General features: G+C 69.9%; 20 protein-coding genes, 1 tRNA gene and 1 other RNA gene. 12 read left to right on the top strand and 10 right to left on the bottom strand.

What is annotated here, in order from left to right; genetic code table 11:
- Positions 1-108: 108 nt before the first annotated feature.
- Complete coding sequence (locus NQV15_RS06185) at positions 109-495, top strand: DUF3052 domain-containing protein (protein ID WP_232398843.1); 387 nt, start codon at positions 109-111, stop codon at positions 493-495.
- A 4-nt stretch (positions 496-499) separates the two neighbouring features.
- Here the strand turns inward: NQV15_RS06185 and NQV15_RS06190 are convergent, their stop codons facing one another.
- Positions 500-1,672: an HNH endonuclease signature motif containing protein gene (locus NQV15_RS06190; RefSeq protein ID WP_232398845.1), complete on the bottom strand. Its 1,173-nt coding sequence runs from the start codon at positions 1,670-1,672 to the stop codon at positions 500-502.
- A 102-nt stretch (positions 1,673-1,774) separates the two neighbouring features.
- Here NQV15_RS06190 and NQV15_RS06195 point away from each other — a divergent pair, with 102 nt between their 5' ends.
- Both NQV15_RS06195 and NQV15_RS06200 read left to right on the top strand, forming a co-directional pair.
- Positions 1,775-2,236, top strand: coding sequence for a peroxiredoxin (locus tag NQV15_RS06195; RefSeq protein WP_232398847.1), 462 nt, complete (start codon positions 1,775-1,777; stop codon positions 2,234-2,236).
- A gap of 161 nt (positions 2,237-2,397) precedes the next feature.
- Positions 2,398-2,471: transfer RNA gene (locus NQV15_RS06200), tRNA-Val, on the top strand.
- A 15-nt stretch (positions 2,472-2,486) separates the two neighbouring features.
- Here the strand turns inward: NQV15_RS06200 and NQV15_RS06205 are convergent.
- The gene (locus tag NQV15_RS06205) at positions 2,487-3,242 is read right to left on the bottom strand and encodes a hypothetical protein (protein ID WP_232398849.1); all 756 of its coding nucleotides are present in this window, start codon (positions 3,240-3,242) and stop codon (positions 2,487-2,489) included.
- Between the two features lie 128 nt (positions 3,243-3,370).
- Between NQV15_RS06205 and NQV15_RS06210 the strand changes: the two genes are divergently transcribed.
- Positions 3,371-4,369, top strand: a complete 999-nt coding sequence (locus NQV15_RS06210) for an SGNH hydrolase domain-containing protein (protein ID WP_232398852.1) — start codon at positions 3,371-3,373, stop codon at positions 4,367-4,369.
- A 1-nt stretch (position 4,370) separates the two neighbouring features.
- Here NQV15_RS06210 and NQV15_RS06215 read toward each other — a convergent pair whose 3' ends face one another.
- Both NQV15_RS06215 and NQV15_RS06220 read right to left on the bottom strand, forming a co-directional pair.
- Positions 4,371-5,768: an APC family permease gene (locus tag NQV15_RS06215; RefSeq protein ID WP_232398853.1), complete on the bottom strand. Its 1,398-nt coding sequence runs from the start codon at positions 5,766-5,768 to the stop codon at positions 4,371-4,373.
- A 68-nt stretch (positions 5,769-5,836) separates the two neighbouring features.
- A complete protein-coding gene (locus tag NQV15_RS06220; protein ID WP_232398855.1) occupies positions 5,837-6,010 on the bottom strand; it encodes an alpha/beta hydrolase in 174 nt (57 codons plus the stop codon).
- A gap of 206 nt (positions 6,011-6,216) precedes the next feature.
- Between NQV15_RS06220 and NQV15_RS06225 the strand changes: the two genes are divergently transcribed.
- Positions 6,217-7,551 carry a carboxypeptidase-like regulatory domain-containing protein gene (locus tag NQV15_RS06225; protein WP_232398857.1) on the top strand — a complete coding sequence of 445 codons (1,335 nt, stop codon included), beginning with the start codon at positions 6,217-6,219 and terminating at the stop codon, positions 7,549-7,551.
- Positions 7,552-7,563: 12 nt separating this feature from the next.
- Here NQV15_RS06225 and ilvA read toward each other — a convergent pair whose 3' ends face one another.
- The gene (gene ilvA, locus NQV15_RS06230) at positions 7,564-8,808 is read right to left on the bottom strand and encodes a threonine ammonia-lyase IlvA (RefSeq protein ID WP_232398859.1); all 1,245 of its coding nucleotides are present in this window, start codon (positions 8,806-8,808) and stop codon (positions 7,564-7,566) included.
- Between the two features lie 79 nt (positions 8,809-8,887).
- Between ilvA and NQV15_RS06235 the strand changes: the two genes are divergently transcribed.
- The 6 genes from NQV15_RS06235 to NQV15_RS06260 are packed head-to-tail and all read left to right on the top strand — an operon-like array spanning position 8,888 to position 15,479.
- The gene (locus tag NQV15_RS06235) at positions 8,888-9,646 is read left to right on the top strand and encodes a putative protein N(5)-glutamine methyltransferase (protein ID WP_232398861.1); all 759 of its coding nucleotides are present in this window, start codon (positions 8,888-8,890) and stop codon (positions 9,644-9,646) included.
- 12 nt (positions 9,647-9,658) lie between these two features.
- Positions 9,659-11,770, top strand: coding sequence for a RecQ family ATP-dependent DNA helicase (locus tag NQV15_RS06240; RefSeq protein ID WP_232398863.1), 2,112 nt, complete (start codon positions 9,659-9,661; stop codon positions 11,768-11,770).
- 32 nt (positions 11,771-11,802) lie between these two features.
- Positions 11,803-12,813 carry an aldo/keto reductase family protein gene (locus NQV15_RS06245; RefSeq protein WP_232398865.1) on the top strand — a complete coding sequence of 337 codons (1,011 nt, stop codon included), beginning with the start codon at positions 11,803-11,805 and terminating at the stop codon, positions 12,811-12,813.
- A gap of 16 nt (positions 12,814-12,829) precedes the next feature.
- Entirely contained in the window at positions 12,830-13,648 is an 819-nt protein-coding gene (locus NQV15_RS06250; RefSeq protein ID WP_232398867.1) for a Nif3-like dinuclear metal center hexameric protein, read from the top strand.
- The gene (locus NQV15_RS06255; RefSeq protein WP_232398869.1) at positions 13,645-14,385 is read left to right on the top strand and encodes a zinc ribbon domain-containing protein; all 741 of its coding nucleotides are present in this window, start codon (positions 13,645-13,647) and stop codon (positions 14,383-14,385) included. Before NQV15_RS06250 ends, NQV15_RS06255 begins: the two co-directional genes overlap by 4 nt.
- The gene (locus tag NQV15_RS06260) at positions 14,382-15,479 is read left to right on the top strand and encodes a bifunctional RNase H/acid phosphatase (RefSeq protein ID WP_232398871.1); all 1,098 of its coding nucleotides are present in this window, start codon (positions 14,382-14,384) and stop codon (positions 15,477-15,479) included. The genes NQV15_RS06255 and NQV15_RS06260 overlap by 4 nt, the downstream gene beginning before the upstream one ends.
- Here the strand turns inward: NQV15_RS06260 and NQV15_RS06265 are convergent.
- Genes NQV15_RS06265 through NQV15_RS06275 form a run of 3 tightly spaced genes read right to left on the bottom strand, consistent with a single transcriptional unit; the run spans position 15,476 to position 17,936 of the window.
- Positions 15,476-16,249, bottom strand: a complete 774-nt coding sequence (locus tag NQV15_RS06265; RefSeq protein ID WP_232398873.1) for a YaaA family protein — start codon at positions 16,247-16,249, stop codon at positions 15,476-15,478. The two genes, NQV15_RS06260 and NQV15_RS06265, sit on opposite strands and share 4 nt — an antisense overlap.
- Before the next feature lie 26 nt (positions 16,250-16,275).
- Positions 16,276-17,337, bottom strand: a complete 1,062-nt coding sequence (locus tag NQV15_RS06270; protein WP_232398875.1) for an SLC13 family permease — start codon at positions 17,335-17,337, stop codon at positions 16,276-16,278.
- A gap of 20 nt (positions 17,338-17,357) precedes the next feature.
- Positions 17,358-17,936 carry a TMEM165/GDT1 family protein gene (locus NQV15_RS06275; RefSeq protein WP_232398877.1) on the bottom strand — a complete coding sequence of 193 codons (579 nt, stop codon included), beginning with the start codon at positions 17,934-17,936 and terminating at the stop codon, positions 17,358-17,360.
- 260 nt (positions 17,937-18,196) lie between these two features.
- Between NQV15_RS06275 and rnpB the strand changes: the two genes are divergently transcribed.
- Positions 18,197-18,617, top strand: an RNA gene (rnpB, locus tag NQV15_RS06280) — RNase P RNA component class A.
- A gap of 9 nt (positions 18,618-18,626) precedes the next feature.
- Here the strand turns inward: rnpB and NQV15_RS06285 are convergent.
- Entirely contained in the window at positions 18,627-19,010 is a 384-nt protein-coding gene (locus tag NQV15_RS06285) for a hypothetical protein (RefSeq protein ID WP_232398879.1), read from the bottom strand.
- 30 nt (positions 19,011-19,040) lie between these two features.
- Positions 19,041-20,225, bottom strand: coding sequence for an HNH endonuclease signature motif containing protein (locus NQV15_RS06290; protein ID WP_232398881.1), 1,185 nt, complete (start codon positions 20,223-20,225; stop codon positions 19,041-19,043).
- Positions 20,226-20,227: the final 2 nt, after the last annotated feature.

Genomic DNA, 20,227 nt, shown 5'->3' on the forward strand with positions numbered 1-20,227 from the left:
GTGGACGTGTCCATCATTCCACTCCGGGTTCGCTACTGTGATACCGGCAACCATGCTGACGAACCTACTTTTGAGTAGGTTTTGGACAAACGTGAGGGAGACAAACCGGTGGACGCGGGCAAGCTGGGCTTCGGTCCTGACACCGTCATCCAGGAGCTGGGCTGGGATGAGGACGTCGACGAAGAACTCCGTGTCGACGTCGAGCGTCACACCGGCAACAACCTGGTGGACGGCGACTTCGGCGAAGACGTCGACGGAGTGATTCTGTGGTGGCGCGACGGTGACGGCGACCTGACCGACGCACTGGTCGACTCGCTGCAGGACCTGGTCGAAGGCGGATCGGTCTGGCTGCTGACGCCGAAGGTCGGGCGCGACAACTACGTGCCGGGCGCGGATGTCGTGGAAGCCGCGGAGGTCGCGGGTCTGTCGGTGACGACCACGTCGTCGGCCACGGCCGACTGGGCTGCCACGCGCCTCACGGCTCACAAACGCTGAGCACTCACCCGTCGAACTCAATCGACGTGGGTGACAGGTAGATCTCGATGACCAAGGGGTCACGTCGTCCGGGTGGTCCGGTGGACCACTTCAGGACGCCGTGGCCCTTCATCGTGTGATGCCGCCGGCACAGTGGGCCGAGATTGTCGGCTCGCGTGCGCCCTTCGGGCCAGGGTTCTCGGTGATCGATGTCGCAACGCTCGGCCGGCACCATGCAGCCGGGTGACTGGCAGACGCCGTCACGAAAGCGCAGCGCGACATTCAACGTGTCGGGACTGAATCTGCCGAGGTACTCGTGGCTGAGGAGGTCGTCGGTCACCGGATCGGTCACGATCCGGTGCCAGAAGGTGCTGCCGGTGCCGACCACGGCGGCGATCCATCCGGCGGGGACGGCCCAGCGCCCGTCGGTGGACTCCGCGAAGCCGGCGACGGCACCCGCGAGCACGTCGGCATCGATCATCACTGCGATGTTGGCATCGACCGCTGAGGTGGCCGCCTCAGAGTGGGTGCACCAGGCGACCAGCTGGTCGGCCTCGCGCTGAGCGACGGTGCGCTCGTCATCATCGGCGACGTTGCGACGCGCTTCCTTGCGCAACCGCGCCTCGATCGCCGCCAGCTCATGGGACGGCAGGTATGCGTACAGAGTTCCCATCGAGTCGGCCCCGTGGCGGACGGCCACGTGCCGATGACGGCGCTCGTCCTCCGCGCGTTCCACCGCCAGGTCGGCCTCGACCCGCTGCACGAATCGGCGCAACCAGGCCCGCAGCTCAGCACCCGTGTGGTCCACCGCGTAGGTGACGACCAACCGGTCGAGGCGGGTGACTGACTCGGCCCGCTTGAGCTGGTCGATCGTCGCGGCGATGTCACGCACGCGAGTGAAGTCGACCAAACCGTCGCCGAAGGCGTCCCACACCGAAGGTGCCTGCTCGCGCACCGTCCCGGCCGCGGAGAGTCGGCCCTGCACCTGTCCCTCGCTCAACCCGGTGGCCTCACCGATCGACAGGCAGATGGCCGACCGTTCGATCTGCCGACGCATGGGTGGCTCGACCGAAGCGGTCCGGGCCATCTCCGCGTCGCGGTAGTCCAGCATCGCCTCGAGCTCGTTCCACTCGGCCATCGCCCGCCACCGGACGACATCGCCCAGGCGAGTGGTCGAAGGAGCGGTCGAGGTGGCCATACCTCCAATCTAGGGGTCGGGTCAGACACTCCTTTTCGCTGCAATCCCGGCCTGTGCGCAAGTCGGTCAGCGAGTCGGTGGAGGCGCCGATACGCTCGCAGCATGACTCTTTCCGTCGGCGACGCCGCACCTGACTTCACCCTCAAGAACCAGCACGGCGAGGACATCTCGTTGTCGTCGTTCCGCGGCGACAAGAACGTGGTGCTGGTGTTCTTCCCGTTCGCGTTCAGCGGCATCTGCACCGGTGAGCTGTGCGAGATCCGCGACAACCTCGCCGCCTTCGAGACCGACGACGCCGAGGTGCTCGCGATCTCGTGCGATCACTTCTTCTCCAACCGGGCCTTCGCGGACCGCGACGGCTACACGTTCTCGATCCTCAGCGACTTCTGGCCCCACGGTGACGTGTCGCGTGCCTACGGGACGTTCAACGAGGACGCCGGCGCGCCGAACCGTGGTGCGTTCGTGATCGATCGCGAGGGGATCCTGCGCTGGCAGGTCGTCAACGGCATCGGCGAGGCCCGCAACCTGGACGACTACCGCAAGGCATTGGCCGATCTGTCGTGAGCAGCGGCTCACATTGACGATTTCTTCACGAATTCGGCTGCGGGCCCACTGCCGCATACGCTTTGATAATCGTGCGGCGGCTGCCAGGGACCCGAGACCCTGGCAGCCGCAGCCTTTTGCCTGGTCGCCCAGCTGCCTGCGGTAGTGTTCCGTGTTCCCGAGGGCGAATAGCTCAGTTGGTTAGAGCATCCGGTTTACACCCGGAAGGTCGGGGGTTCGAGTCCCTCTTCGCCCACCGTGCCGTGCAGCCCTACTTGGCTGCCTGCTCGGCGCTGAGGTTCTTGGAGACCTTGGCGACCGACTTGGCGTCGTACACCACGACCTTCTCGCCGTCGGCCACATCCGGGCTGTACGCCATGAACGAGAAGTCGCCCTCGCCGGAGATCTTCACCTGGGAGAACTGGACCTTCACGACGTCGGCGGAAGGCGCCTCGAGGTACGTCACGAAGCCAGCCTGGGCAGCCTCGTCGGAGGTTGGCGGCTTGTCGACGGAGATGTACGCCTCCAGATATTTCGCGAACTTGAGTGCGGCGTCCAGCAGGTCGGCTCGGTTCTTGGCCTCGACGCGCACGGGGTCGGACTTCGTCACCTTGGCGGTGTCCCCGTCCAGCGACGCCGACCCGTTGGGCGTGGTCACGGCAAGGTCGGCCCCGAACTCGCTGCGCTCGTACGCGGTCAGCTCCGACCCCGCCGGGAGGCGTGCGGCTGACTGTGCCTCGGCCAGATCCTTGGGGTAGTCACCCTTGTCGGCCGCGAACTTCTCGATGCTCCCCAACGCCTTGAACAAGATGTCCTCCGCGCTCGGGTTCTGCTCGGCTGCGCGCTGGGCAGACGCCAGCTCGACGGCGTACTGCGCCGCGGTGCCCGTCGGCGTCGGAACGGCCTCTGGGGTCGCGCTGGTCTTCGCGGGAGCGGACTTGGGCTCGGCGTCGTCGGAGCCGCAGGCGGCAACGCCGAGGAGCAGGGCGGTGGACAGGGCGGCGGTGGCCAGGGCACGAGTCTTCATCGCATTCCTTTGGTCGTCGAGACCGATACCTAACCAGATGTGGACGCGACGTGCCTCCGGTCACCGGCATCCGAGGCTTTTGTGCGTACGGTGACAGTTATCACACCAACTGGGGGATCGCCGTGCTCATGACCTCGAGGCAGAAGGTGAGCGTCGCCGTGACGATCGCCCTCGCCGCCGTCATGGTGCTGGCCGTGGTGTGGGCGCAGGCGTCGCCGCACTCCCCGGGGTCGGACGCGCCGGGCGCCGCGGCGCTGCTCGACCCGCAGTCGTCCGAGGTGGACTGGAGCACCCTGGAGACCGCCGGGCGCATCACCCCGGCCCCGCGAGACGCCGAGAAGGACCGGCCGGCGTTCTACGACAACGGGTCCGGATGCCAGATCGGGGACGGCGACGCCGTGCCCAAGATCTGTGCGGCCGGCGACCGTGACGCCCGCAGGACGCTGATGCTGGTCGGTGACTCCAAGATCGCCCAGTGGCAGACCGCGTTCTCCCACCTGGGAGAGCGGGCAGGCTGGCGGGTCCTGTCGTCGACCAAGAAGGCCTGCCCGTTCACGGACGCGGCGATCACCGGTGGCGACAAGGTCCGCGACGACTGCAGGCAGTGGGGCCGGTACACGATGCAGGACATCCTGCGCCTGCGACCGGACGTCGTGATCACCTCACAGCGCTTCGACACCGCACTCCCGGTCGGCACGTCCCACGGGGAGGACCGCACCACCGGCGCGATGGTCGCCGGCCTGCGGTCGTTCTGGAAGCAGATCCAGCAGGCAGGCATGCCGGTCGTCGTGATGCTGGACAATCCGTTCCCGAGCACACATCCGGTTGATGAGTGCGTGGCCGCGCACCTGAACGAGCTGAGCGCCTGCGCGTTCGCGCTCGCTCCCGGGCAGCAGGAGGCGGCCGCACCGGTCCTGCGCAAAGCCGCCCGCGGGGTGCCCGGCGTCGAGATCATCGACATGACACCGACGATCTGTCCTGACGACGGCATGTGCCCTGCGGTGATCGGGGACGTGCTGGTGTACCGCGCGGGGTCCCACCTGACCAAGACCTTCACGGTCAGTGCCGAGCGACAGCTGTCCAGGGAGCTCGCCGAGGCCACGCACGGCAGGTTCGCCGAGCGTTAGCTCACTCGTAGTCCGGGACCGGCGGCGGCGCGACCATGTGCGCGCGCTGCGCGAGGTAGACCGGCACGCCGAGCAGGAGGGCGATGCCGGCCATGAGGAACGGCCCCCACACGACGTACCAGGAGTCGCCGTTGTTGCGTGAGTAGTAGATGAAGGCGATGGACGCGGCGAGGGACACCACGGCGACGGCGACGTCCCGCACGAAGTGGGCGGTGATGCCCAGCCGCCGGTCCCGGATGCGCCAGGAGATCTGCGCCAGGGCCGAGAAGCCGAACGGGATGGCCGCGGTGATCCCCGTCATCAGCACCAGCGTCGTGAAGACCGTGGCGCCGTCGGTGCCCAGGAAGCTCACGACGACAGCGACCGAGGCGAGCACGGCCGAGGCGAGGATGCCGACGAAAGGTGCCCCGTGCCGGTTGGTGCGGATGAACGCGGACGGGAACAACCGGTCGTCGGCCGCGGCACGTGGCATCTCCGCGCAGATCATCGTCCAGCCGTTGCTGGCGCCGAGCCCGGAGATGACGACCGCGGCCGCGACCAGGTCGCCCGGCCAGCTGCCGCCCAGGATGCTGCTGGCCGCGACCGCATAGGAGTCCTTGTTCTCCCCGAGCGAGAGGGACGAGGCCGGAACGATGCCGAAGACCGCGGTCAGGGAGAGCATGTACACGACCGCCGCGGACAGCGTCCCCAGCACCGTGGCGCGGGGGATGTTGCGACGGGGGTCGCGGACCCGGGCAGCCGCGACGGCGGCGGTCTCGACCCCCAGGTACGTGAACAGGCAGATCGCCATCGCCCCGCCGATCGCGGAGACGCTGGAGTCGCCGCTGGTGTTCCACGGCGTGAAGTTGCCGGCCTGGACGAAGAACAGGCCGACGGTCGCGAGGAATACCAGCGGGATGAACTTGAGCACCGTGGTGACGACCTGGAACTCTCCCACGGTGCGGACCCCGGTGAGGTTGACCGCGGCCGGGATCCACAGGCAGGCCAGCGCGATGAGGATGCTGACGCCGGTGTGTCCGCCCTTGTTGACGAAGTGCTCGACGTAGAAGACCCACCCCACGGCGATAGCTGCGTTCCCGGCGCAGGCGTCGATCCAGTACGACCAGGCATTGCCGAAGCCGACACCGTTGCCGAATGCGGTCCGGGAGTAGGCGTACAGCCCGCCGTCGGCCGGCATGCGGCGGCTCAGCGCCGCGAACAGCAGCGCGAAGGCGATCGCCGCCAGGCTGCCGATGGCCATCGCCACCAGGCTGATCGGCCCGAACCCGGCCAGGGAGTACGGCAGGCTGAAGACGCCCACCCCGATGATCGTGCCGACGACGAGCGCCGTGGACTGGCCCAGCCCCATCTGGCGACCGGGCGCCGATTCGAGCTCCGGGTCCGACGCGGGCAGGCTCATCAAATAACCTTACGGCGATCCGGCCTCGCCGCACGATCGCTGCAATTGCGCCCCAGGTGGGGGAAGGGCTACTCGGCGATGAAGGCGAGGATGTCGCCGTCGAGGGACTTCTGGTAGTCGCCGTAGATCCCGTGGGGCGCTCCGGGGTAGACGACCAGGCGGCCGTCCTTGACCAGGTCGATCGACTTCTGCGCGGCCGCGGCGATCGGGACGATCTGGTCGTCGTCGCCCTGGGCGATCATGATCGGCGACGGTGCTCGAGCTCATGGCTGCACATCCTTGATCGTGTCGTCCCCACGGGCGGACGCGATGTTGTGTTCCCAGTATCACCATTTCCACGCCCCGTACCGCGTGGCTGCTTGATGTGGCAACGGGCCACATCTACCTTGTGACGCGACACCATGTCGCAGCACACCAGCACGTCGCGGTAGAACAAGCAAGGGGAACCATGTCGTCACGTCTCTCGTCCCGCACCGCTCCCGCGGTCGCCCTCGCCAGCCTCGGCCTGCTGCTCGGCGGGCTCGCAGCCCCGGCCGGCGCCGCGACCGGCACCGGCAAGCTCAGCGGCACCGTGACCCTCGACGGCGGTGGCATCGGCTTCGCCAAGGTCCAGCTGTACCGCAACGTCATCAAGGGCCAGGAGTCCACCAAGCCGGTGCGGGTCAAGACCGACAACACCGACGGCCGCGGCCGCTACTCCTTCACCGGCATCCCGGTGAAGAGCAGCTACAACTACACCCTGCTGGTGACCGACCGCACGGGCCGGACGGTCAAGACGTTCCGTCACGTCGACCCGGTGGCGGGCAAGAAGGTCACCAAGAACGTCCGCATGAAGGTCGCCGCCCTGCTGACCGGCACGGTCGTGCGCGCAGACGGCGGCTCGCCGGCGGACCTGACCGTCGGGGTCGACATCGACACCATCGACCGTGGTGACGCCGGGCCCGACTTCGACATGTTCTTCCCCGAGCAGCGCGCCGCCGTCAAGGCCGATGGCTCGTTCACGCTGAGCGGCCTGCCGTCCGGCCCGGCCGGCACCTACCCCAACGTCAAGGTCTCGGGCGGCCCGTACGCCGAGCAGTGCTACGACTTCGTCGCCGTCCGCCTGGCCGACTGCGCACCCCAGGACCCCGCATCGCTGCAGCGTCAGCAGATCACCCTGGCCAAGGGCGAGGCGCGCACGCTGCCGAACGTGACCGTCACCAAGCTGACGCCTCCCGTCTCCCGGCTCACCGGCACCGTGACCGACACGTCCGGCACGCCGCTCAAGGGCATGCAGGTGACGGTCCGGGCGCTGCCCAGCGGCGAGGCCGAGGCCGGCGAGCCCGTGCTGACCCGTTCCAGCGGTGGGTTCACCTTCCCGAAGGTCCCTGCCGGCACCTATGTGGTGCGCGTCGACGACCCCGACGGCGTGTGGGCCAAGCAGTACCTCGGCGGCGGCCTCAACCAGTGGGCGTCCCAGCGGGTCGTGGTCGCCGACGGCCGGCCCGTCCGGAACGTCGACGTCCAGCTGAAGTCGACCGCCACCGTCAAGGTCGGCAGGAAGGCCGGCAAGGGCTCCGCGAAGGTGGCCGTGCTGATCACCCGCACACTGACCGGCAGCAAGCCGGGCGGCCGGGTCGTGCTGTCCCACGAGGGCCGCACCAAGGAAGCGACGGTCGTGGACGGCCGCGCCACCCTGACGCTGAAGGGCCTGCCCAAGGGCACCCAGAAGCTGCGGCTGACCTACTCGGGCACCAGCAGCACGGCGGGCTTCACGAAGACGGTCACCGTCAAGGTGCAGTGACCGCGCCCGGGCTCAGACCAGGTAGTGGAACAGCGTGCTGCCGGGCTCGACGCGCTCGACGCCCAGCGAACTGTCGTCCAGGCGGGCCAGCAGCCCGTCCAGGTCGGACGCCCGCGCCAGCTCGACGCCGATCAGCGCGGGCCCGGTGTCGCGGTTGTTGCGCTTGACGTAGTCGAACAACGTGATGTCGTCGTCGGGGCCCAGGATCTCGTCGAGGAAGCGGCGCAGCGCGCCGGGCTCCTGCGGGAAGCTCACCAGGAAGTAGTGCTTCAGGCCCTGGTGGATCAGTGAGCGCTCGAGGACCTCGCCGTACCGGCTGATGTCGTTGTTGCCGCCCGACAGCACGCACACGACGGTCGAGCCCGGCGTCAGGTCGATCCGGTTGTCGAGCGCAGCGGTGGCGAGCGCGCCCGCGGGCTCGGCGATGATGCCGTCGGACTGGTACAGCCGCAGCATCTCGGTGCAGACGTGTCCTTCGTCGACCGTGATGAGCTGGGCACCGCCGTCGCGCACCAGCGGGAAGGTGTACGAGCCGGCGGTCGCGACCGCCGCTCCGTCCACGAACGGGTCCGTCGCGGCCAGCGGCACGGGCGCGCCGGCGTCGAGGGCCGCTGCCATCGATGCGGCCCCGGCCGGCTCGACCCCCACGAGGCGGGTGCCCGGGTGGCGCTCGGACATCCAGGCGGACACGCCGGCGATCAGGCCGCCACCGCCGACCGGGACGACCAGCACGTCCGGCGCCGATCCGAGCTGCTCGACGATCTCGACCGCGACGGTTCCCTGACCGGCGATCGTGCGCGGGTCGTCGAAGGCCGGCACGAGGACAGCACCGGTCTCGGTGGCGTCCAGGGTGGCCGCGACGAAGGCCTCGTCGTAGGAGTCGCCGCTGACGATGACCTCGACGTTGTCGCCGCCGAGCGCCGCGATCCGGTCGCGCTTCTGGCGCGGTGTCGTGCCCGGCACGAAGATGCGTCCGCGGACCCCGAGGGTCGAGCAGGCCAGCGCGACGCCCTGTGCGTGGTTGCCGGCGCTGGCGCACACCACGCCACGGGCCTGCGCGTCGTCGTCGAGCTGCACGATGAAGTTGTAGGCGCCGCGGATCTTGTACGACCGGACCGGCTGCAGGTCCTCGCGCTTGAGCCACACCTCGCACCCGGTCAGCTGGGACAGTCGCGTGCTGCGCACCAGGGGAGTCGTCTCGATGACGGGGGCGATCCGGGGGAGGGAGGACTCGACGTCGTCGGCGGTGGTGGTCATGGTGGTGCCAAGGTATCGGGACGGTTGCGGCCCGCCGTGATGGGATGCAGGTATGAGTGGTGGGGCCAGAGGTGACGTCGTGTCCCGTCTGAGGGCTGCCGGCAGCGTCTTCGCCGAGGACGAGGCCGCGGTGCTGCGCGCCGCCGCCTCGACACCGGCGGAGCTGGAGCGGCTCGTCTCGCGGCGCGTGCTCGGGGAGCCGCTCGAGGTCATCGTCGGCTGGGCCGACTTCCGCGGGCTGCGGATCGGGGTCGAGCCCGGGGTGTTCGTGCCGCGGGCCCGCACCGGTGTGCTCGTCGACGTGGCGACGCCGCTGCTGCGGCCGGGATCGGTCGTGGTCGACCTGTGCTGCGGGACGGGCGCGGTCGGGGTCGCGCTGCACGACCGTCAGCCGGCGATCACGCTGCATGCCACCGACATCGAGCCGGCAGCGGTTCGGTGCGCCCGCGCCAACGTCGAGCCGATCGGTGGGGTGGTCTGGCAGGGCGATCTGTTCGCAGCCCTGCCCGCGTCGCTGCGCGGCGCCGTGGACGTCCTGGTGGTCAACGCCCCGTACGTCCCCTCGGACGCCATCGGCCTGATGCCGCCGGAGGCCCGCGAGCACGAGCCGCGCGTGGCGCTGGACGGGGGAGCCGACGGGGTGGACATCCACCGGCGGGTCGCGGCCGGCGCCCGGCAGTGGCTGGCTCCCGCGGGACGGCTGATCGTCGAGACCAGCGGGCGGCAGGCGGCACTGACGTCCGCTGCCTTCGAGGCGGCCGGGCTGACGGCGCGAGTCGTGACGGACGAGGACATCGACGGGACCGCGGTGGTCGGCGCGACCGTCGTACCCGCCTGACACCATGCGGGTATGCCTTCTGCGACCACCACCGAGTCCGATGCCACGACAGCGCTGCGCCGCCTCACCGGCCGCGACGACGCGGTGTTCCACGACGGGCAGCTCGAGGCCATCCAGGCGCTGGTCGACGGACACCGCCGCGCGCTCGTCGTGCAGCGCACCGGCTGGGGCAAGTCGGCGGTGTACTTCATCTCGACCCTGCTGCTGCGCCAGCGCGGGGCCGGTCCGACCCTGCTGGTCTCGCCGCTGCTCGCACTGATGCGCGACCAGGTCGCTGCCGCGGAGCGAGCCGGGGTGCGGGCCGTCGCGATCAACTCGGCCAATCCCCACGAGTGGGACGAGACCCGCGCCAAGCTGGCCGCCGACGAGGTCGACATCCTGCTGGTCTCGCCCGAGCGGCTCAACAACCCGCGGTTCCGTGACGAGCAGCTGCCGGCCCTGGTCGAGCGGATGGGCATGCTGGTGGTCGACGAGGCGCACTGCATCTCGGACTGGGGTCACGACTTCCGACCCGACTACCGCCGGCTGGCCGAGCTCATCGCGCAGCTGCCCGCCGACCTGCCCGTGCTGGCGACGACCGCGACGGCCAATGCCCGGGTGGTGACCGATGTCGCCGAGCAGCTCGGCGCGGAGGGCGACGTCCTGACCATCCGTGGCTCGCTGGCCCGCACCTCGCTGCGCCTCGGCGTGCTCGAGCTGCCCGGCGCGCGCGATCGTCTCGGCTGGCTGCTGAGCCATCTCGCCGAGCTGCCGGGCAGCGGCATCATCTACGCCCTGACGGTCTCGGCGGCCGAGGACACCGCCCGGCTGCTGCGCGAGGGCGGGCACGCGGTGCGCGCCTACACCGGCCGCACCGATCCGGAGGAGCGCGAGCAGCTCGAGGGGCAGCTGAAGGCCAATGAGCTCAAGGCGCTCGTCGCGACCAGCGCCCTCGGCATGGGGTTCGACAAGCCCGATCTCGGCTTCGTCATCCACCTCGGCGCCCCGTCGTCACCGGTGGCCTACTACCAGCAGCTGGGCCGTGCCGGCCGTGCGACCGAGAGCGCCGACGTCCTGCTGCTGCCCGGCCGCGAGGACAAGGACATCTGGCAGTACTTCGCGACGTCCTCGATGCCCAGCGAGGAACGGGCCGCGGCCGTCATCGGCGAGCTCGGCGACACGCCGCTGTCGACGCCGGCCCTGGAGGCGCGGGTCAACCTGCGCCGTACCCCGCTGGAGCTGTTGCTGAAGGTGCTGGACGTCGACGGCGCCGTCCGGCGGGTGCAGGGCGGCTGGGTCGCGACCGGTGAGCCGTGGGTCTACGACCGCGAGCGGTACGAGCGCATCGCGCAGGCCCGGGCGGCCGAGCAGCAGTCGATGCTGACGTACGAGCACGACTCGCGCTGCCGCATGGAGATGCTGCAGCTCGACCTGGACGATGCGAGCGCGGCTCCGTGCGGACGCTGCGACAACTGCGCCGGGCCCTGGTTCCCGACCGGTGTCGACGCCGGTGCGACCCAGGCCGCGTCGGGGACGCTCGACAAGGTGGGCGTCGAGATCGAGCCGCGCGCCCAGTGGCCCACCGGCGCCGAGCGGCTCGGGGTCGAGGCCAAGGGCAAGATCCCGGTCGACGACCGCGCCGAGAGCGGACGGGCCGTGGCCCGCCTGACCGATCTGGGCTGGGGTGGCGTCCTGCGTGAGCTGTTCGCCGCCGGGGCGCCGGACGGGCCGATCTCCGACGAGCTGCTCGGGGCGTGCGTGCGGGTGCTGAAGGACTGGAACTGGGCGCAGCGGCCGGTGGCGGTCGTCAGCGTGCCGTCGCGGTCCAAGCCGCAGCTGGTCGACTCGATGGCCCGCGGCATCGCCCGCATCGGCCGCCTGCAGGACCTCGGCACGATGGACCTGGTGGGCGAGGGGGCGCGCAGCGGTCCGGGTGGCAACAGCGCGTACCGGCTGGCCGACGTGTGGGGTCAGCTCGCGGTCGGGCCCGCCATGGCCGAAGGGCTGCGGTCGCTGGGCGGGCAGCCCGTCCTGCTGATCGACGACCGCGTCGACAGCCGGTGGACCCTGACGGTCGCCGCCCGCGAGCTGCGCCGGGCCGGGGCCGGCTCCGTGCTGCCCCTGGTGCTCGCGCAGATGGGGTAGCGACTTCCGGCAACGTGGGTACGTTGGAACACATGGAGCATCGATACCTCGGCAACAGCGGTCTCAAGATCTCGGAGATCGCCTACGGCAACTGGCTCACCCACGGATCGCAGGTCGAGGAGGACGCTGCGACGGCCTGCGTGAGGCAGGCCCTCGAGGAGGGCATCACCACCTTCGACACCGCCGACGTGTACGCCAACACGAAGGCCGAGTCGGTGCTCGGCCGGGCGCTCGCCGGCCAGCGGCGCGAGTCGCTGGAGATCTTCACCAAGGTCTACTGGCCCACCGGACCCGGCGGGCCCAATGACTCGGGACTGTCGCGCAAGCACATCATGGAGTCGATCAACGGCTCCCTGACGCGGCTGCAGACCGACTACGTCGATCTGTACCAGGCGCACCGCTACGACGTCGAGACCCCGCTCGAGGAGACGATGCAGGCCTTCGCCGACGTCGTCAGGTCTGGCAAGGCCCTGTACATCGGCGTCTCGGAGTGGACCGCCGACCAGATCCGCGAGGGCCAGGCGCTCGCGCAGCAGCTGGGATTCTCGCTGATCTCCAGCCAGCCGCAGTACTCGATGCTGTGGCGGGTCATCGAGGAGGAGGTCGTCCCCACGTGTGAGGAGCTCGGCCTCGGCCAGATCGTCTGGTCGCCCATCGCGCAGGGCGTGCTGACCGGCAAGTACAAGCCCGGACAGTCCGTGCCGGAGGGCTCGCGGGCCACCGACGAGCACGGCGGTTCGCAGAACATCAGCCGGTGGCTGCGCGAGGACGTCCTGGAGGCCGTCCAGCGCCTCGAGCCCATCGCGCAGGCGGCCGACATCACGATGGCGCAGCTCGCCGTCGCGTGGGTGCTGCGGCACCCGAACGTGTCCGCCGCGATCATCGGGGCCTCGCGTCCCGAGCAGGTCACCGACAACGCGAAGGCCTCCGGGATCGTGCTGGGCGATGACGTCATGGCCGCGATCGACGACGCCCTGGGCGATGTCGTGGTGCGTGACCCCTCGCTGACCGCGAAGCAGGCACCCGTCACCCGTCCCACCTGATCGATACAGTGCCGACATGACCACCTTGCGCGATGTCGTGTCGGTCCTCGACGGTCTCTACGACCCCGCCTGGGCCGATGACTGGGACGCCGTGGGCACCGTCGTGGGCGATCCCCATGCTCCGGTCGCGAAGGTGCTGTTCGCCGTCGACCCGGTGACCGCGGTCGTCGACGAGGCCGTGGCCTGGGGTGCGGACCTGGTCGTGGTCCACCACCCGCTGTGGCTCAAGGGCGTCACGTCGGTGGCCGCGGACTCGCCGAAGGGTCGGGTGGTCCACACCCTGATCAGCAACGGCATCGGGCTGCACACGTGCCACACGAACGCCGACTGCCCGCCGCGCGGCGTGTCGGAGTCGATGGCGTTCGCACTCGGCGTCGGGGACGTCCGGCCGCTCGAGGCCGATGACGACCCGGCCCGGGGCAGCGGCCGCATCGGCACCCTCGACGAGCCGATGCCGCTGCACCGGTTCGCGCAGCGGGTGGCCGAACGCCTTCCGTCGCACCACAGCGCGATCCGGATCGCCGGCGATGCCGACCGCATGATCACGACCGTCGCCCTGTGCGGCGGTTCCGGGGACTTCCTGCTCTCCACCGCCCAGGCGGAGGGCGCCGACGTCTACGTGACGTCCGACCTGCGGCACCACCCGGTGAGTGAGCACATGGAGCAGCCGGACGCGTGCGCCGTGGTCGATGTCCCGCACTGGTCGGCCGAGTGGACGTGGCTGCCGGTGGCCGCCGATGCGTTGAGTGCCAGCCTGTCCGACATCGAGGTGCGGATCTCCACCACGGTGACCGATCCATGGACGGCGCACCTGCCGGGTACGGTGTCTTTGTGAAAGCCGACCAAACCGCCCAGACCGCGCTGCTCGACCTGCAGGCTCAGGACGCCCTGATCGCCCAGCTCCAGCACCGCAAGAAGACCCTTCCCGAGATCGCGCAGATCGCCGAGCTGGAGGTCAAGTTCAAGCAGCTCGACGGCCAGCGCATCGAGCACGACACCGCCGTCTCCGATCTGAGCCGTGCCCAGAAGAAGGCCGACGCCGAGGTCGAGCAGGTCAAGACCCGCCGCACCCGCGACGAGGAGCGCCTCAACTCCGGCGCCATCAGCAACCCGAAGGACCTGTCGAGCCTGCAGCACGAGCTCGTCGCCCTCGAGCGCCGCATCGGCACGCTCGAGGACGAGGAGCTCGAGGTCATGCAGAAGCTCGAGGAGGCGCAGGCGCGCCTGCGCAACGCCGAGGGCGACCTGGAGGTCGTCCGCGGCGAGCTGGACCGCAAGAAGGCCGACCGTGACGCCGCCCTGACCGCCATCGAGCAGCAGCTGGCCGGCGCCGAGGAGGAGCGCACCTCCTCCGCCGCTGCACTGCCCACCGACCTCATCGCGCTGTACGACAAGATCCGCTCCCAGTACGGCGTCGGCGCCGCCGCGCTGCGTGCCCGCCGGTGCGAGGGATGCCGTCTCGAGCTCAACGGAGCCGACCTGCGGGAGATCGCCTCGGCGCCCGAGGACGAGGTCCTGCGCTGCCCCGAGTGCAGCCGCATCCTGGTGCGCACCCCCGAGTCAGGGCTGTGACGTCGCGAGTCATCATCGAGGCTGACGGTGGCTCGCGCGGCAACCCCGGACCGGCGTCCTACGGCGCACTGATCCGCGATGCCGACACCGGCATCGTGATCGCGGAGCGTGGCGAGACGATCGGGGTGGCGACCAACAACGTCGCCGAGTACAACGGGCTCCTCGCGGGCCTCGAGCTGTTCGGGGCCCACACGCCCGATGCGCAGCTCGAGGTCAGGATGGACTCCAAGCTGGTCATCGAGCAGATGGCCGGCCGCTGGAAGATCAAGCACCCGTCGATGCGGCCGCTGGCGGAGCGGGCCCGGCAGATGGCGCCGACCGGCACCGTCTGGACGTGGGTCCCGCGGGAGCAGAACGCCGCGGCGGACGCCCTGGCCAATGCCGCGCTCGACAGCGCGCGCGACGGCGGCAGCGGTCTCATCACCGGACCGGATCCGATCGCGGCCCCCACACCGGCCGCAACCGGCTGGGGGGCGGCCACCGGGGCGGCGACGACGCTGGTGCTGCTGCGCCACGGCGTCACGCCCGCGACGGAGCGTAAGGTGTTCAGCGGGAGTGGCAGCAGCGATCCGGCGCTCACCGAGGCAGGCATGGAGCAGGCCCGGCGTGCCGCGCACTGGCTGCAGGCGCACGGCGGCATCGAGGCCATCGTGGCCTCGCCGATGCGCCGGACCCGGCAGACCGCCGCCATCGTGGGGGAGACGCTCGGTCTGCCGGTGGAGATCGAGGACGGTGTCGTCGAGACGAACTTCGGTGACTGGGACGGCCACACCTTCGCGGAGATCCAGAAGCGCTGGGGCGAAGAGCTCACGGCGTGGCTCGCCTCCAGTGCGGTGGCCCCACCGGGCGGCGAGGCGTTCGACGCGGTCTACGAGCGCGTCGCCGCGGCGCGCGACCGTCTGCTGCAGACGCATGCCGGCCGCACGGTCCTGGTCGTGAGCCACGTGACACCCATCAAGATGCTGGTGCGACGCGTGCTCGATGCGCCCATGGACGTCATCCACAAGATGGAGCTGTCGCCCGCCTCGATCACCACGATCCAGTGGTGGCCGGACGGGCCGGGGTCGCTGCGCAACTTCAACGTCGTCCCCTAGGTCAGGGCGACCTCCGCGACCACGACGTCGAGGCGGTTGCCCACGCGCTCGACGGACCAGCCGAGCTCCGCGAGTACGTCCTGCAGCTCCTCGATGGACTTCGGGTCGGTGCCGGACTCCATCAGGCCGCGCACGATGCGGCCCTTCGTGGCCTTGTTGAAGTGGCTGACGACCTTGCGCTGCCCGTTCTGCTCGTGCAGGACGCGCATCGTGGCCGTGCGGTCGGTCAGCTCCGCCGGCGGCTTGCCCAGCGCGGTGTAGGTGCCGGACCGCAGATCGACCAGCAGCCCGTCGCCGACGGCCTCGGTCATCACGCGGGGGAGCGGCTCGCGCCAGCGTGCGGCGACCGGGCCCAGGCGCGGCAGCGACACGGTGCCCGACAGCCGGTAGGCGGGGATGTGGTCGCCGGGACGCACGAGGCCGAACAGGGCGCTCGCGATCGCGATCGACTCGTCGGCTCGTTGCCGGGAGGCGGCGTCCAGGCTGGCCAGGTCGAGGGCCGAGAACAGCACGCCGGTGTAGATCTCGTCGGCCCGGGCCGCGGGCTCATCGAGCAGGCCCGCGTTGACGGTGACCGCGGCGGACTGCGTCGGGCCCAGGCCCAGCACCTCGGCGGCACGCTGGGCGTTGCCGGCGCACATCTTGACCAGGGTGCGCAGCAGCAGCTCGCGCACGGGGGTGAGGACGGGGAACGACAGCGAGCCGAGATCGAGCGGTGCACCGTCCGCCGGTCGGGTCTTGCCTTCGGACGGGGGAAGCAGGATCAGCACCCGCCGACCCTATCCGTCCGCCCTGTTCACCAGATGAGGGACGTCCACGCCCACAGCACGACGGTGCACCCGACGACCAGCACGGGTGTCGTCGCGAGGCCCAGCAGGTGGAACTCGCGCACCGATGACACCGTGCGGCCGCCGGACGAGCGCCACAGCACGTTCGCGACCGAGCCGATCAGTGTCAGGTTCGCGCCGACGTTGACGCCCACCAGCAGGGCCAGGATCGCGGCCGGGCCTGCCGCCGCGGCGGCAGGCAGCAGCAGGAGTGTCGCGGGCAGGTTGTTGATCAGGTTCGCGACGACCATCGCGACCAGGGCGAAGACCAGCAATGCGCCCAGGCCGGTCCCGGACGGCAGGGCCTCGGTGACGCGGTCGCCCCAGGGCGTCGACTCCAGCCAGGCCACGGCGAACGCCCAGGCCAGGATGACCGCGGCGAGGGGGAGGTTCGCTGCGTCCAGCAGGCTGCGCCAGGTCGTCTCCCGGCGCACGAGCGCGTGGACGCCGACCAGGATCGCGCCGGCTGTCGCGGGCACCCACGGCGTCGTTCCGCTCGCCAGCGCCAGCAGCACGACGATGACCACGGCGACCGGGAACAGCGGGACGGGGTGGACGCCCTCAGGCACGGAGGACGGGATGCGCAGCTCCTTGGCGAACCACAGGCGGAGCACCAGGAACTCCGCGAGGACCGCGACGACCCACACCGGCAGCATCGCCCAGGTGAAGCCGAGGAAGGTCAGACCGGTGGACGCGAACACCAAGAGGTTGGTCAGGTTGGAGACCGGCAGCAGGGTCGAGGCCGAGTTCGCGAGCCGGACCGACGCGAAGGCGTACGCCCGTCGTGGGGCGGCGGCGATCAGCACGGGCGTCAGCAGGACGACCGTCGCGTCCAGGCTCAGGACCGCGGTGACCACCGCGGCCAGTGCCACGGCGTAGATCAGCAGGCGCCGCGATGACCCGGCGGCGCGGCGCGCGACGCGTCCGCCCAGGGCGTCGAACAGCCCTTCGTCGGCGCAGGCCTGCGCCAGCACCATCATCGCCACCAGGAAGGCGACGATGCCCGCGAGCGAGCCGAGATCGTGCGTCACGCGGTGAACCTATCGGACACTCAGAGCCACCCGGCGCCCTCGGCGATCAGCAGCAGACCGAACACGACGAAGGCGGCCGTCGCGCCGATCTTGATGACCTTCTCGGGCAGCTGCTTGCCCAGCGCCGCACCCACGACAATGGCCAGCGCGTCGGCGGCGACCATGCCGATCGTGCTGCCGATCCACGTGCCGAACCAGCCTTCCTGGGTCGCGAGCGTGATCGTGGCCAGCATGGTCTTGTCGCCGAGTTCGGCGAGGAAGAACGCGACGCCGACCGCGAAGATGGCCGCGCCCTTGCTGGCCTTGGCCTTGCCGGCTTCCTCCTCGGTCAGCTCGTCGCCGCGCCACGTCCACGCGGCGAACAGCAGGAAGGCGACACCGGCGATGATCGAGATGATGTGCTGGCTCTCGGCGAAGCTGTCGCCGATCCACGCGCCGATGCCCACCGAGGCCAGGTGCACGATGGCAGTGGCGACCGTGATGCCGATCAGCACGTCGCGCACCTTGTAGCGCGTCGCGAACGTCATGGCCATCAGCTGGCTCTTGTCGCCCAGCTCGGCCACGAAGATCACGGCCGTGCTCAGGAGTAGTGCGTCCACGAAAAAAGCCCCTCGTCCACCTGGACGAAGAGCCGCGATCGACGAGTCCTCGACCAGGAAATGTCATCGACAGTTCTGGTCGAAAGTCTCGTCCGCCTCACCGGATCCGAAGATCCGTCGGGGCCCGCTGCACCGGATCTCCGCAGGTTGCACGGAGCTCAGTATGTCGACGCAGCTGTTGGGGACTACTCCCTTTCGCCTTTCAAGCGTAGCGGACGGATGGGGCACCTCTGCCCGGGGTATAGGATCGGCGACGCGAATGAGTCGGCCGGGCGGCCGCGGCACGTCCTCCGGGACGGGTCGAGGAAAGTCCGGACTCCACAGGGCAACGGTGGTGGCTAACGGCCACCCACGGTGACGTGCGGGACAGTGCCACAGAAAACAGACCGCCAGCGGCCCCAGCTCCTCGGAGTCGGGGTGCGGGTAAGGGTGAAACGGTGAGGTAAGAGCTCACCAGCGCCTCGGGTGACCGGGGCGGCTAGGTAAACCCCACCGGGAGCAAGACCAAGAGAGCATCGCTTCGTTCGCGAAGAGGTGCTTGCGCTGACGGGCTGCCCGTCCGATGTCAGCGGGTAGGTTGCACGAGGCGTCCAGCAATGGGCGTCCCAGATGGATGGTCGCCCGGGCCGGTGGAGTGATCCGCCGACCCGACAGGATCCGGCTTACAGGCCGGCTCATTCGCCCCGCCGGCTATCCGTGCACGTAGGTTACGCGATAGGCGGGCCCCAGCTCTTGTTCGAGCCGGTCGCGGAGCTCAGCTCCGATGCGACGCATCTCGTCGTCCTCGGCCGCGGCGGCTCTCTCGCGTGCGGGATGGAGGAGCCGCCCCAATGCGTAGCGTGCCCTGACGAGCGACTGCATGACCGGTACCCCGTCCCAGCGGTCGTCGTACACCTCCGGCGAGATTGACGCATCCCACCGTGCGGCGAATGCTTCCAGGTCAGAAGTCAACGAGTCGCTGAGGTGGAGCTCGTCGACATCGGCGTCGATGTCGTCGGGCCACAGAGGCAGACCGCCGCCGTACTCGTTCATCAGGCGGATGTGAATACGGTCGTCTGCTGCGCTCATGGTCATGGCTCGATTCTGTGGCACCGCTGCGTGGCATCAGGCGGGAACGTACTCCATCGCGATGTCCGGCGCAGGTGGGTAGAGCTCGATGATGAGAGGTTTGGACGGTGGTCTCGGTGGGCTGGTCGACCAGTGCAGCAGGCCGTGGCCCTTGAGGTTGTGGTGTCTTCTGCACAGCGGTCCCATGTTGTCGCCGGTGGTCGGGCCGATCGGGTGGGGTATCCGGTGGTCGAGGTCGCACCGTTCAGCGGGGACCATGCAGCCGGGTGCTTGGCAAACCCCGTGCAGGAACTGCAACGCCAGATCGAGGGTGTCGGGAGCGAACCGGCCCAAGTACTCGTGGGAGAGGACGTCGTCCTTGACGGGGTCGACCACGATGCGGTGCCAGAACGTGCTGCCGGTGGCGACCACGTCGGCGATCCACGATGCGGGAGCAGCCCAGGCGCCGTCGGTGGACTCGGCGAACCCGAATGCGGCACCGGCCAGGACGTCGGCGGCGACGGTGACGGCGATGTTCGCATCAACGGCTGAGGTCGTGGCATCGGAGCTGGTGCACCAAGCGACCAGCAGGTCAGCTTCACGCTGGGCGACGGTTCGGTCGTCGTCGGGATCGGCGGGCTTGCGGGCCTCTTTGCGCAGCCGCGCCTCGATGACCGCGGCCAAGTGCGAGGGCAGGTAGGCGTTCAGCCACGCCATTGAGTCGTCGCTGTGTGTGACGGTCACGTGCCGTTCGGCGCGTTCGGCCTCGGCCCGTTCGACGGCCAGGTCGGCCTCGACCCGCTGGACGAACCGCCGCAGCCACTGCCGCAGCTCGGCGCCGGTGTGATCGGCCGCGTAGGCCAGGACCCGGTTGTCGAGGCGGGCCACGGACTCCTCGCGGCGCAGCTTGTCGATCGCGGCGCTGATGTCCCGCACCCGCGAGAAATCGATCAGCCCGTCGACGAACGCGTCCCACACCTTGGGCGTCTTGTCACGGACCCGGTCGGCGATCGACAGCCGCAGCTGCACCTGCGCCTCGGACAACCCGGTGGCCTCACCGATGGTCAACGCGATCGCGGACCGCTCAATCTTGCGCCGCAACGAGGACTCAATCAGCGCGGTGCGCGCCATCTCTTTGTCCCGGTAGTCCAGCATCGCCTGGATCGTGTTCGCCTCGGCCATCGCCTGCCACCTGACAGCGTGCGACAACGACTGCGTTGTCGGTGCTGTCGTGGTGGCCATAC

The sequence above is a fragment of the Aeromicrobium wangtongii genome, from assembly GCF_024584515.1.
GTDB lineage: Bacteria > Actinomycetota > Actinomycetes > Propionibacteriales > Nocardioidaceae > Aeromicrobium > Aeromicrobium wangtongii.